General features: G+C 31.0%; 8 protein-coding genes. All 8 read left to right on the forward strand.

Annotation, left to right across the window (positions count from 1 at the left end; genetic code table 11):
- Positions 1–70 precede the first annotated feature (70 nt).
- The 8 genes from AC8GF4_RS07165 (at position 71) to AC8GF4_RS07200 (ending at position 13,706) form a co-directional block, all read left to right on the forward strand.
- The gene (locus AC8GF4_RS07165; protein ID WP_506593564.1) at positions 71–3,010 is read left to right on the forward strand and encodes an HD domain-containing protein; all 2,940 of its coding nucleotides are present in this window, start codon (positions 71–73) and stop codon (positions 3,008–3,010) included.
- Between the two features lie 4 nt (positions 3,011–3,014).
- Positions 3,015–3,641 carry a Pycsar system effector family protein gene (locus tag AC8GF4_RS07170; RefSeq protein WP_506593565.1) on the forward strand — a complete coding sequence of 209 codons (627 nt, stop codon included), beginning with the start codon at positions 3,015–3,017 and terminating at the stop codon, positions 3,639–3,641.
- Positions 3,642–3,653: 12 nt separating this feature from the next.
- Positions 3,654–7,322: a metallophosphoesterase gene (locus AC8GF4_RS07175; protein ID WP_506593566.1), complete on the forward strand. Its 3,669-nt coding sequence runs from the start codon at positions 3,654–3,656 to the stop codon at positions 7,320–7,322.
- 11 nt (positions 7,323–7,333) lie between these two features.
- Positions 7,334–8,203, forward strand: a complete 870-nt coding sequence (locus AC8GF4_RS07180) for a YjiK family protein (protein WP_506593567.1) — start codon at positions 7,334–7,336, stop codon at positions 8,201–8,203.
- Positions 8,204–8,229: 26 nt separating this feature from the next.
- Positions 8,230–10,251 (forward strand): polyphosphate kinase 1, encoded by a 2,022-nt coding sequence (gene ppk1, locus AC8GF4_RS07185; protein WP_506593568.1) that lies wholly within the window; start codon positions 8,230–8,232, stop codon positions 10,249–10,251.
- Positions 10,252–10,617: 366 nt separating this feature from the next.
- A complete protein-coding gene (locus AC8GF4_RS07190) occupies positions 10,618–11,148 on the forward strand; it encodes a YceI family protein (protein WP_506593569.1) in 531 nt (176 codons plus the stop codon).
- Between the two features lie 34 nt (positions 11,149–11,182).
- Positions 11,183–11,872 (forward strand): hydrolase, encoded by a 690-nt coding sequence (locus AC8GF4_RS07195; RefSeq protein WP_506593570.1) that lies wholly within the window; start codon positions 11,183–11,185, stop codon positions 11,870–11,872.
- 52 nt (positions 11,873–11,924) lie between these two features.
- Positions 11,925–13,706: an amidohydrolase gene (locus AC8GF4_RS07200; protein WP_506593571.1), complete on the forward strand. Its 1,782-nt coding sequence runs from the start codon at positions 11,925–11,927 to the stop codon at positions 13,704–13,706.
- The last annotated feature ends 3 nt before the right edge of the window (positions 13,707–13,709 follow it).

A 13,709-nucleotide genomic window follows, 5' to 3' on the forward strand; every position in this document is an offset into this window, starting at 1 on the left:
GTCAGTCTGTTTTTTGAAAATGGATATACTAACTTAGTAGATAGAAAAATTAAGATCGAAATTTTAATAAATGATGCCAAATAACAAAAATTTAAAGAAAGATAATATGGTAAAGAAGTATAAATATTTAAGTCCTTTCAAAACCTTGATTTCTTTTCATAAATTAATAAAAGGATTGGAAGAAGTGGCAGCTTCTGATAATGGCTATAAAGCAGAATACTCCAGAGATTTATTAAATCAAATTAAAGATAAACCTGAATTTATTGATGGAATTGATAATATTAATATAATTGAGAGTAATCAAGAATTAATCAAGAATTTAGTATCTGATTTATTCCCAATGGCATTAACTCATAATGAAATAAAAGCAATATCAATACCTTTTCACGATTTTACATTTAATTATTCTGAACGATTTAAAACAATTTTAAAGGATGCCGGATTAGCATTTGATATCAGCATTACAGATATGGACGAACATCAGTTTTACATTATGAACTGTACGCTAATATTAAATACATATTACAAACAAAATCTTGATTTTGGAAAACCATTATTCTATGAAATTCCGGATAAAAATGGTGTACTTAAACATTATAGAATACTATATAATGCAGACTTTATAGAAATATACCCCGCAGAAAATACCCGCTTTTTGAGCCAGACATCCATCGAAGAATTAATTGATAATTATGACAATATAGAATTGTGGAAAAAAGCATTCCCCTATAATTCTTGGTTTTTAAAAGGATTTGCAATACTATCATTAGTAGACGTTACTGTAGAGAGTTCCATTTCAAATCTGAAATCAAACTTATTAAAACCAGATATAGAGAAATCGAAACTTAATGATAGTTTTGAATCGATATTTAGATCGATATTTAGGATTCCTGATTTAAAAATAGGTTTAACATTTTATGACGAAGAAGAAGAATTATTTGTTTTACCGCCTTTTAATGAAGGTAAATTAAAAAGTTTTATACCCTTAGGTACATCAGGAGCGGATTGTAAAAATGCACTTTGTGGTTGCTCGTTTGAGAGTTTAATCAATAACAAAAAACCATTCATTATTCCAGATGTTTTAGCCTTTGCTAAAACTAAAGAAAATTTCACATTGGGTGAACATTTATTGAGTCAAGACATTCAAAGTTTTTTGTTGGCACCAGTTATAAAAAGTGATAAATTAATTGGACTTGTCGAGTTTGCTTCATCAAAAGTTAGAGTTTTAAACTCGATCAATGCTAATAAGTTAGAGTTGATTTTACCATATATAGCAGATACAATTGAAAAGACTAATAATGATATGATAAATCAATTGGAGGCAATTATCCAAAATGAATATACTGCAATTCATCCAAGCGTGTATTGGAAATTCAAGAAGGAAGCCAAAAATTATTTTCATTCAAACATCTCGATAAAAGACTATACTTTCAAAGAAATTGTATTCAAGGATATCTATCCTTTATACGGACAAATAGATATTAAGGGATCCTCAGAAAATAGAAATAAAGCCATTATAAATGATCTAAAAGAACAAATTAATCAAATTATTGTCATAATTGAAATCTTAAATTTAGACAAAAAAATGGGGATAATTGAGCAAAAAAAATATGAATTGCAAAGCTTTCTGCTAGAATTAGAACAACCATTTAAAAATAATTTAGAACAAATCATTCACCACTACATAGAAACTGAAATTCATTTAAATTTAAAAAATGCAACTTCTAATAACAAAACTGAAAATTTAATAAATGAGTATTTTAACAAACTAGACTCAAAAACTGGAATGTTTTATCAAACCCGAAAAGATTTTGACGATACTATAATGAGTATCAATAAAAAACTCTCAATCATTTTAGATCAAAAACAAAAGCAAGCCCAAGAAATTTTTCCACATTATTATGAACGTTTTAAAACAGATGGTGTAGAACACAATTTATACATTGGAGCTTCAATAGAACCTAACAAGGTGTATAACGCAATGTATTTACACAACCTGCGATTATGGCAGTTGGAAACACTTTGTGAAATGGAATTAGAACACCACAAACTCAAAACAACTTTGCCCTATACACTCGATGTGACTTCGCTAATATTAGCTTTTTCTTCTCCTATTTCTATTCGTTTTAGAATGGATGAAAAGCGATTTGATGTTGACGGCTCTTATAATGCACGTTACGAAGTCGTTAAAAAAAGAATTGATAAAGCATTTGTGAAAAATTCTGAGGAACGCATTACTCAAAAAGAAAAAATAACAATTGTGTATTCCAATTCAGTCGAAGAAAAAGAATACATCAAATACATCAAATACCTACAACACAAAGAGGTATTAGAAGCCGAAATAGAAAAGTTAGAAGTAGAAGATTTGCAAGGTATATCAGGTTTGAAAGCTCTTCGAGTAAAAGTGAAACACAGTGACAATAACATATTAATAGAAGCTGTAGCATTTATCACAACACTTTTTAAAGAAAGATTAAATTCAAAATATTCTTTTCATAATCTAGAGCATACAAAAAGTGTTGTTTATGGTGTTGAAACAATATGCGCTGCCGAAAATATTGATGAAGAAAAAACAAACATACTTCTTTTGGCCGCTTGGTTTCACGATGCAGGTTATATAGAAGGTACTGAAAATCACGAAAAAAGAAGTATTAAAATTGCTTTAGATTTTCTGCAGAGTAAAACTATTTCGGATGACATTCAGCAAAAAATTAGTGACTTAATTTTGGCAACTACATTTAATTACAAACCTAAAAATCTATTAGAAAAAATCATAAAAGATGCTGATCATGCTCATTTAGCTAATAAAAATTATCCTGATGCATTAGATCAATTAAGAGCTGAATGGGAAAACGAAACCGATATAAAATATTGTGACACCAATTGGTTGAGTCTTAATCTTGAGTTTCTTAAAAAGCATCAATATTACACAAAATTTGCGCAAAAAGAGTGGCAAAATTTAAAAGAAGAAAACCTGAAATTAATTGAAATAAAATTACTAAATCAATAATATTATGGAAGATAATGTACCACAAGACGAAAAATTGGAAAAATCATTTCTGACAGAAGACGATAAAAAAAATACGAAAAAGAAAAAATCAAAATCGGAAAAACCGGATAAAGGTATTGATACAATGTTTAGAACTACGCTCAATAATCACAATAATTTAAGTGGATTAATTGATAGTAAAGCTAACATTCTATTATCTGTGAATGCTATAATCATTTCCGTTTCGCTTACTACTATTATCCCTAAGTTAGATAGTCCTACTAATGCACATTTAATTTTACCAACATTAATTTTAATTTTATCTAGTGTAACTTCGATAACCTTTGCTATTCTGGCTACTAGACCCAGCGTTACAAAAGGTAGTTTCACTAGAAATGAAGTAGACGAAAAAAAAGTAAATCTTTTGTTCTTTGGCAATTTTTATAAAATGCCTTATGAGGATTACAATTGGGCAATGAATGAATTAATGAAAGACAAAGACTATCTGTATAACTCTATGATCAAAGATTTGTATCAGCTGGGATTAGTTTTAGAGAAAAAATACAGATTATTACGAACCACCTACAACATTTTTATGTTCGGAATAATTATTTCTGTTTTGTCTTTTCTACTTGCTTTTAAATTTCGATAAAAAGGAATAATTATGAAAACACAAACACTCCAATATCTCTTTTTAGTAGCATTCATAATACAATCTTGTGCCACTTACAAACCACAATATAGTTCAATTACTAAACAGGAAACCTATCCAAATGATAAAAAGGTAGCACATACTTTCTTTCTTATTGGCGATGCAGGTAACGGAGTATTTAAGGATACGATAAAAAATTCAAATTCATTGGTAAACACCTTAAATATTGCAACTAAAAATAGTACGCTGCTTTTTTTGGGAGATAATATTTACCCTCTTGGAATGCCAAAAGAAAAGGATAACAAGAGGAGTGACGCCGAAAATAAACTGAAAAACCAAATAGATATTGCGAATTCCTTCAAAGGAAAAACTATTTTTATTCCAGGAAATCACGATTGGTATAGCAACGGTGTTGAAGGATTAAAAAGAGAGCAAGAATTTGTAGAAAAACAATTAGGTAAAAAGTCCTTTTTGCCTAAAAATGGTTGTGCAATAGAGACGGTAAATATTAACGAAGATATTGTTCTTATCATAGTCGACTCTCAATGGTACATAACTAATTGGGACAAAGAACCGAACATAAACAATGATTGCGACATAAAAACAAGAAACCAATTTTTAGATGAATTTAGAAGTGAAATAAAAAAAGCCAGAGGCAAAACTACCCTTGTTGCAATTCATCACCCTATGTTTAGCAATGGTCCACACGGCGGACAATATTCTTTCAAAAGTTATCTAAAGCCATTACCCATTTTAGGAAGTTTTAAAAACTTAATTCGTGAAACCAGCGGCATTTCCAATGCCGATATGCAAAATGAAAAATACAACGATTTAAAGAAAAATTTAGTTGCAGCGGCCCAGCAAAACGATAAAGTAATTTTTATTTCAGGTCACGAACACAGTTTGCAATATATTGTCGAAGACAACCTACACCAAATAATTAGTGGTTCAGGATCAAAAATATCAGAAACTCGCAACACAAAAGGAGGTCAGTTTTCCTATGGGATAAATGGCTATGCAATTGTAGATATTTTTAATGATGGTTCGTCATTTGTACGCTTTGTCAATAGCAATGATAACAAAATCGTTTATCAATCCAATGTCTTGTCGGCAGATACTAAAAAACAGGATATTGCTTTCGATACTATTTTCCCTTCCGAAATAAAGAGTACTATCTATGACGTAAAAGCAACTCATAAATCCAGTTATTATAATTTTTTATGGGGTAAAAAGTATAGAAAAACTTATGGAACTCCGGTAACTGTAAAAACAGTAAATCTGGACACACTATTTGGTGGCTTAACTCCAGTAAGAAAAGGAGGTGGAAATCAATCAAAAGCCTTGCGATTAAAAGTGGAAAACGGAAAACAATACGTAATAAGAGCAATGAAAAAAAATGCTAGCCAATACATACAATCCACTGTTTTTAAAGACCAATATGTAGAGGGTAAATTTAAAAACACTGCTACAGAAACTCTAGTAATGGATGCTTTTACTGGCTCCTATCCTTTCTCGCCATTTATTATCCCAATGCTTTCTGATGCAATTGGAGTGTATCATCTAAACCCAAAACTATATTATATCCCAAAACAAAAGGCATTAGCTGATTTTAATGATGAGTTTGGAGATGAATTATACCTTTTTGAAGAGCAAGCTTCAGACGGTAATTTTGAACTTAAGGAATCCAATTTTACGGGTAAAGTACTCAGTACCTCAGATCTTATACTTGAATTACATTCGGACGAAAGTAAAACGGTAGATGAAGCTGAATACATCAAAGCACGATTATTTGATATGCTAATTAACGATTGGGACAGACACCAAGACCAATGGAGATGGTTAGAATTTAAAGAAAATGGGGAAACAATTTACAAACCATTACCCAGAGACAGAGACCAGGCTTTTTCTAAAATGTCTGATGGATTTATTTTAGGAGCTGCTGTAAAATTAATACCTCCTGCAAAATTATTACGAAAATATAGTGATGACCTAAAAGACGTTAAAGGTTTTAATATAGAACCCTACCCTATTGATATGGCATTAATAAGAACTGCAAACAAAGCGGTCTGGGATGAACAAGTACGTTTGATACAAAACAACTTGACCAATGAAGTAATCGAAAATGCGTTTCAAAATATCCCAAAAGAAGTGAATGATGAAAATGTTGCATTTATCAAAGAAACGCTTAAAGCAAGAAAAGATAATTTACAAAAGATTTCAGATAGATATTTCAAATTAATCAATAAATACGCTGTTATAACTGCAACTAACAAAGATGAATTAATTAAAATTGAATGTAGAGAAAACGGAAGTGTAACATTATCATTATTTCGAAAAAAGAACAATATCAATGAATTATTCTTGGACAAAATATACGACCCACAACTTACTAAAGAAATCTGGCTTTATGGGCTAGATGGCAAAGATAATTTTGAAGTTTCAGGCATCAGTAAAAAAATAAAAATACGTCTGATAGGTGGTCAAAACAATGATGAATATAAAGTTGAAAATGGTAAAAAAATATACATCTATGATTATAAAAGCAAAAAGAATACTATCGAAAACGTACACAATACATCCGTAAAATTAAGCGATGATTACAATCTAAATACCTATGATTACAAAAAATTAAAAGCCAATACCAATCAAATTATTCCAATCCTTGGAGCAAACCCAGATGATGGTTTAAAAATTGGAGCAAATACTATATATACTTTGTATGGTTTTGAAAGAAACCCCTTTACAGCAAGACACCAATTAAAAGCAGCCTATTATTTTGCAACCAATGGTTATGAACTGAATTACAAAGGAGAATTTGCTAACCTAATTGGAAAATTAAATCTGTTAGTACAATCCAATTTTCAAAGTGCCAATTTTAGTCAAAACTTTTTCGGATATGGAAATGAGACTGTAAACAATGATGCTGTTTATGGCATGAATTACAACAGAGTAAAAGTTAAAGAATTTGATTTTGCACCATCGTTTATTTATAAAGCAAAAGGAGGAAGTAACCTAGCATTTGGCCTCTCATATCAATCAATAATTGTCCAAGATACAGAGGGCAGGTATATTTTTAATAACCCTGAATTACCCTCCACAATTTTTGAAAAAAATCAATATATTGGAATAAACTCAAAGTTTAAATTCGAGAACTATGACAACAAAGCTTACCCTACGGTTGGTATACAAACAGCTGTAGAAGCAGGATTTATATCAAATCTAGAAGACACTAGTCGTAATTTCGCATTTCTAACCCCTGAAATTAGTTTAACTCACAAACTAGATTCTTTTGGAAAATTAGTTTTAGCCACCCAAATAAAAAGCCGTATCATTTTTAATAATAATTATGAGTTTTATCAGGCGGCTTCTATTGGAGGAAATGATGGTTTAAGAGGATTTAGAAACCAACGTTTTACAGGACAACAATCATTATTTCAAAACACCGATATAAGATATACATTCAATAGTTTAAAAACAGGTATTATTCCTGTAAGATTAGGCATTTACGGAGGTTTTGATTATGGACGAATTTGGATTAATGATGACAATTCTAATAAATGGAACAATTCTTATGGTGGAGGTTTTTTCATTAACGGTGTTGAATTAGTAACTGCAAATCTTGGCCTATTCAATTCCATTGATGGTTTAAGAGTAGCTTTTTCACTAGGATTTCAATTCTAAATAGTATTAAAATGAAAAAAATACCAATACTAATTTCAATAGCTTTATTGTTTTCTTGCAACAGCAAAAACCAAACTAGTATCATAAAACAGGTCTGTGAATTACCAAACGAGCTAAAAGAAGTATCTGGTATAACCTACTCAAATAATTTGATTTACTGTATCGAAGATAGTGACAACGAAAATCAAGTGACCACTCTTGATACTTTAGGAACAATAATAAAAACAATTACACTCAATGATACGGAAAATATCGATTGGGAGGATTTAACCTTCGACATCAATGGAAACTTGTATATAGGAGATTTTGGTAACAACGACAATGTGAGAAAAGATTTAGCCATTTATAAAATCGATAAATCTAATTTACAGAAAAAAACAACCGATGTTAGCTATAAAATTTCTTTTGATTATCCCGAGCAGACCGATTTTCCGCCTAGAAAGAAAAAATTACTGTTTGACGTTGAAGCATTTTTCGAATACAATAATTATTTCTATTTGTTTACTAAAAACAGAAGCAAAGATTTTGATGGTACTAGTTACATATACAAAATTCCCAATTCAGAAGGACACCATCATGCCCAATTAATAAAAACAATTATTACTTGCTCCGATTATAATAACTGTGCAATAACTAGTGCTGCAATTAGTGCCGATGGTTCAAAATTTGTGTTATTGTCACACTCTAAAATTTGGCTTTTCGAAAATTACACCCCAGATAATATTACCAATGGAAAAATGAGCGAATTAAATTTGGATCACTTCTCACAAAAAGAAGCCGTTTGTTTCAAAAACAATGAAACATTACTTATTGCGGACGAAAGAGTAAAAAAAACAGGTGGGGATTTATATCAAGTAAACCTGCAATCTTTAAAGAAATAAAATTCACTTTTCATTTTATATAAAATATGAAACCAAATTATACAATTCCATCCGAAATATCTTGGCTTTCCTTCAACAGTTGTATTCTAGATGAAGCTAATGATAACAACAATCCACTATATGAGCGTATTAAATTTTTAGCCATTCATTCCTCTAATTTAGATGAATTTTTTAGAGTAAAAATCAATAAATTATTACTAGGAAATTCAGAAAAAAATACAGTTTTATTAAAACAAATTTTAGCTGAGGTAAACCTGCAACAAAATAAATTAGGAAAAACTTGGAAAGATAAAATTGTACCTGAATTAGTGAACAATAAGATTGTTTATTATGAACATCAAGATATTATAAAAGAACATTTAGGCGAAATAGAATACTATTTTAAGAGTATTGTACTTTCTTATATTCAGGTAGTTTATATAACTAACAAAATTAAGAAAAGATATTTTTTAAAAAACAGAGGATTATATTTATTAGTTAAATTAAAAGAGAGAAATGGAAACTATAATTATGCATATTTAAATATTCCATCAGACAAACTAGATCGCTACAAACAATTACAAAGTCAAGAAGATACTAACTACATTATTTCTATTGACACCATAATCAAAAAATGTTTATCCTTTATATTTCCAGCAGAAGAAGTCATTTCTTGTAATGCAATAAAATTAAATCGAGATGAAAACTATAAAATTATCGATGAAACTTCGGGAGATTTAATAGCGAAAATTGAAACGAAAATTGAAGAACGAAAATCCGGGTCATCAACACGCTTTTTGTATGATTATAATATGGATGCTGAAACTGTTTTAGTATGTAAAAAATCATTCAAATTAAAAGATAACGAAATGATTGAAGGAGGAAGCCATCACAATCTTTTTGATTTATTCAAGTTTCCAAATCCAATAAAACCAAAACTTCAAAGTCAAAATTATCCAGCACTAAAGCATTTGCCCTTTGAAAACAACAACTCTATTTTTGAAATTATTAATAATCAAAATCAATTAATTCATTTTCCATACCAATCCTATCATTATGTTTTGCAGTTTTTTAATCAAGCAGCTATTCATAAAAATGTTACCGAAATAAAAATCACTTTATATCGCATCTCATCCCAATCATTAATCGCTAATGCCTTGATAAGTGCTGCAAAAAACGGAAAAAAAGTAACCGTCTTTGTAGAAGTCAAAGCTAGATTTGATGAAGACAACAATTTGTTTTGGTCAAAAGAAATGAAGAAAGCTGGCATCAAAATTATTTACAGCATGCCTAATTTGAAAGTGCACGCTAAAGTTGCTCTAGTTACTATGAAAAATGAAGACGGTAAAAATAAATTTTATAGTTATTTATCTACAGGAAATTTTAATGAAAGTACCGCCAGCATTTATTCTGATTTTGGCTTTTTTACTTCCGAAAGAAAATATACAACCGATTTGAAAAAGGTATTTGCATTTTTAAAAACCAAGGAAAAGGAAGCAACAATCAAAACCCTTTTGGTTGCAGGTTTTAATATGAAAGACAAATTAATTGAATTGATAAACAATGAAATCGCAAACAAGAAAGCAGGGAAAAAAGCGGGAATTTTATTAAAAGTAAACGGAGTTGACGAAAAAGAAATTATATGCAAACTTATTGAAGCAAGTCAATCAGGTGTAGAGGTAACACTTTTGGTTCGGGGAATTTGCACTTTATTAGCAGATATTAAAAATACAACTGAAAACATAAAAGTTTATCGTATTGTAGATATGTTTTTAGAGCACGCAAGAATTTATAAATTTTCAAACAATAGTAAAGAAAAAATCTACTTATCATCCGCCGATATGTTAAGCAGAAACTTAAACCGAAGAATCGAAGTCGCTTTCCCAATAAAAGATAAAAATCATATAGATGAAATAAATACAATAATTCAGTTTCAATTAGAGGACAATACAAAAAAAAGAACGATAAATAATAAAGGTTTAAACGATCCAATTGATACAAATAGCAATAGATCTAGACGCTCTCAAACAGAAATTTACAATTGGATTGCAGAGAATAATAAAGTATAATGAACTAAAAAGATAATCAAAAACTAGGAATTGAAACTTCAAAATTTAAAATAACCTTCTCCAATATATTTGAGAAGGTTATTTTTTTATAACTAATTCTTAAAAATAAATTTTAGCTAAATACCGCAATCAGTTTTAATAAATAAGCGAAATATAACAAATAATAAAGTGCTTTATTTACACATAAAATATTGATATTCAGCTATTTAAAATAAAAGGTATCTTTTTTGAATATATAGTTTATGCCAAGATAGATTTTCTTGTTCTAGTTCAATGCCAACAAATTAAATGTCTAGCAACTTTGCATAGTACATAAATAAAAAAGTAATAACATTAAAAAGAATAATAACATTAAAAACAAAAATTATGTCAACAAAAAAATGGTTAATCGATCCTACACACTCAGAAATAGGATTTAAAGTAAAACACATGATGTTCACAAATGTTTCAGGTAATTTCCAAAAATACATTGCAAGTATTGAAACAGAAGGTGACGAATTCGAAAATGCAAAAATCGAATTCAGTGGTGATATTGATTCTATCACAACCAACAATGCAGATCGTGATACTCACCTTTTGAGTTCCGACTTCTTTGATGCGGAACAATTTCCGAAAATTCTTTTTGAGAGTACCTCTTTCAAAAAAATTGATGAAGCAGATTTCGAATTAAAAGGGAATTTAACACTTCACGGTGTTTCTAAGCCTGTAACATTAGAAACTGAATTTAGCGGCTTAATGAAAGACCCTTGGGGTAATACTAAAGCAGGATTCATTTTAACAGGTAAAATCAATCGTAAAGATTGGAACCTAAACTGGAATTCAGCTCTCGAAACAGGTGGTGTATTGGTAAGCGAAGAAGTTCGATTGAATATCGAATTACAGTTTATCAAACAATAAATAATTCATTCAGCAAATTTTAATAATTAAAAACATGAAAAAAATAATTTTAACAGTAGTTTTAGCATTAGGATCAATTGCAGCATTTGCTCAAAAACCAAGTCCAAGCTTATTAAACCCAACCAACCATTCTTTAATATTGGTTGATTATGAAAGCCAAATGGCGTTCCCGGTAACAAGTATCAGCGTTGATCAATTGAGAAACAATACCGCTTTATTGGCTGGTGCATCAAAAATCTTTAATATACCAACAGTAGTAACCACAGTAGCTGAAAAATCATTCAGCGGACCCGTATTTCCTGAAATTTCAGATGCATACCCTCAAGCTACTTCAAACTATATTGATCGTACTACCATGAATACATGGGAAGATGCAAATGCTTATAAAGCGATTACAGCTAAAGGCAAAAAAACATTAGTATTTGGTGGTTTATGGACAAGTGTTTGTATCGTTGGACCAGTTTTATCAGCAATCAATGATGGATATACTGTTTACATTGTTACTGATGCTAGCGGTGACGTTTCAAAAGAAGCACATGAAATGGCAATAACCAGAATGGTTCAGGCTGGGGCTCGTCCTATTACTGCATTACAATATTTATTAGAATTACAACGCGATTGGGCAAGAGGAGAAACGTACAAAGCAGTTACTGACCTTGTGGTTAAATACGGAGGGGCTTATGGTATTGGAGTGCAATACTCTCGTGCAGTAATCAAACACTAATTCATTAAATAATAATCAGGGGCTTCGGCCCCTGATTTTAAATTAAAAAACAATGAAAACATTTACTAAAAACTTTATTCTGTTTTCTTTTTTTATATCAAGTGTAGTGGCAACAGCTCAAAAAAAAGCAACGCTTATTATTACCAATGCTAAAGTAATCACTTTAAATGATGCAAATCCACAAGCAGAAGCAATAGCAATCAATGGAGATAAAATTATAGCCGTTGGATCTACTGCTCAAGTATTACAGTACAAAACTAGTAAATCAACTGTCATTGATGCTAGAGGAAAAACCGTAATTCCGGGTTTATATGATTCACACCTTCACGTTATTCGTGGCGGACGTTTCTACAATACTGAATTGCGTTGGGACGGTGTAAAAACATTAACTCGTGCTTTGCAAATGCTCAAAGAACAGGCACAAAGAACTCCAGAAGGACAATGGGTACGTGTAGTTGGCGGATGGACTGAATACCAATTTGCAGAAAAAAGAAATCCAACACTAGAAGAAATTAATGAAGCTACAGGAAATACTCCTGCTTTCATTTTACACCTATATGGCGAAGCCTATCTAAACAAAGCGGGGATAAAAAAATTAGGCATTACAGAAGATACTCCTAATCCAAACGGTGGTTTAATACAAAAAGACCGCTTTGGTCAGCCAACAGGTTTATTAGTAGCAGAACCTAATGCTTTCATTTTGTACTCCACTTTAGCCAAACTTCCAGAACTATCAACTTCTGAAAAAATAAATTCATCAAAATTATTCATGACGGAATTGAACTCACTTGGAGTTACAAGTGTAATGGATGCTGGCGGAGGTTTTCAAAACTTTCCCGATGATTATGCCATAACCGATTCGCTTTCAAAAGCAAAACAACTTACCATTCGCTTACCGTATTATCTATTTGCACAAAAACCAGGTAAAGAATTAGAAGACTACCAAAAATGGATTGGCATGGTAGATATTGATGCACACGACCACGATGATAAACCAACCGAATACTATGTACAAGGTGGTGGTGAAAATTTGGTGGCTTCTGGTGGTGATTTTGAAAATTTCACCAAACCACGTCCAGAATTATCTCCTCTAATGGAAACACAATTAAAAACAGTTATAGGAACGTTGGTAAAAAACCATTGGCCTTTCCGCTTACACGCCACTTACAACGAAAGTATTACCCGATTCTTAAACGTAATTGAAGAAGTAAACAAAGAAACGCCACTAAACGGACTGATTTGGTTTTTTGATCATGCCGAAACCGTATCCGATGAAAATCTGCTGAGAATAAAAGAATTAGGTGGTGGAATTGCTATTCAACACCGAATGGCTTATCAGGCAGAAACGTTTATCTCGCGCTACGGAAAAAAAGCAGCACTAAACACACCTCCTATTCGCAAAATGATAGATTCAGGATTGCCTATTGGCGGAGGAACAGATGGTACTCGTGTAGCCAGTTATAATCCATGGGTAGGTTTGTACTGGTTAGTTACAGGAAAATCTATTGGAGGAACCGAATTTGCTGCCAAGGAAAATCAGTTAGACAGAATAAAAGCATTAAAAATATATACCCAAGGCAGCGCTTCTCTAATCCATCAGGAAAAAGACAGAGGCACTATTAAAGAAGGATATTTAGCTGATATTGCTATTCTTTCTAACGATTATTTAACAACAGATACAGAAAACATCAAAGACATAACGGCAAATTTAACAATACTTGATGGAAAAGTAGTCTATGGAAATGGTGAGTTTTCAAAATTTGCACCAGCTATCCCAAAAGCACAACCAGCATGGAGTCCTGTTAATTTTTATGGAGGGTATCAAAAAAATTGAAAG

It is taken from the genome of Flavobacterium rarum (SeqCode) (assembly GCF_965234445.1).
GTDB classification, from domain to species: domain Bacteria; phylum Bacteroidota; class Bacteroidia; order Flavobacteriales; family Flavobacteriaceae; genus Flavobacterium; species Flavobacterium rarum.

Excerpts from the sequence above, each read along its gene's own strand:
- AC8GF4_RS07165 (WP_506593564.1), top strand. The coding sequence starts at position 71 with ATGATGCCAAATAACAAAAATTTAAAGAAAGATAATATGGTAAAGAAG.
- AC8GF4_RS07170 (WP_506593565.1), top strand. The coding sequence starts at position 3,015 with ATGGAAGATAATGTACCACAAGACGAAAAATTGGAAAAATCATTTCTG.
- AC8GF4_RS07175 (WP_506593566.1), top strand. The coding sequence starts at position 3,654 with ATGAAAACACAAACACTCCAATATCTCTTTTTAGTAGCATTCATAATA.
- AC8GF4_RS07180 (WP_506593567.1), top strand. The coding sequence starts at position 7,334 with ATGAAAAAAATACCAATACTAATTTCAATAGCTTTATTGTTTTCTTGC.
- ppk1 (WP_506593568.1), top strand. The coding sequence starts at position 8,230 with ATGAAACCAAATTATACAATTCCATCCGAAATATCTTGGCTTTCCTTC.
- AC8GF4_RS07190 (WP_506593569.1), top strand. The coding sequence starts at position 10,618 with ATGTCAACAAAAAAATGGTTAATCGATCCTACACACTCAGAAATAGGA.
- AC8GF4_RS07195 (WP_506593570.1), top strand. The coding sequence starts at position 11,183 with ATGAAAAAAATAATTTTAACAGTAGTTTTAGCATTAGGATCAATTGCA.
- AC8GF4_RS07200 (WP_506593571.1), top strand. The coding sequence starts at position 11,925 with ATGAAAACATTTACTAAAAACTTTATTCTGTTTTCTTTTTTTATATCA.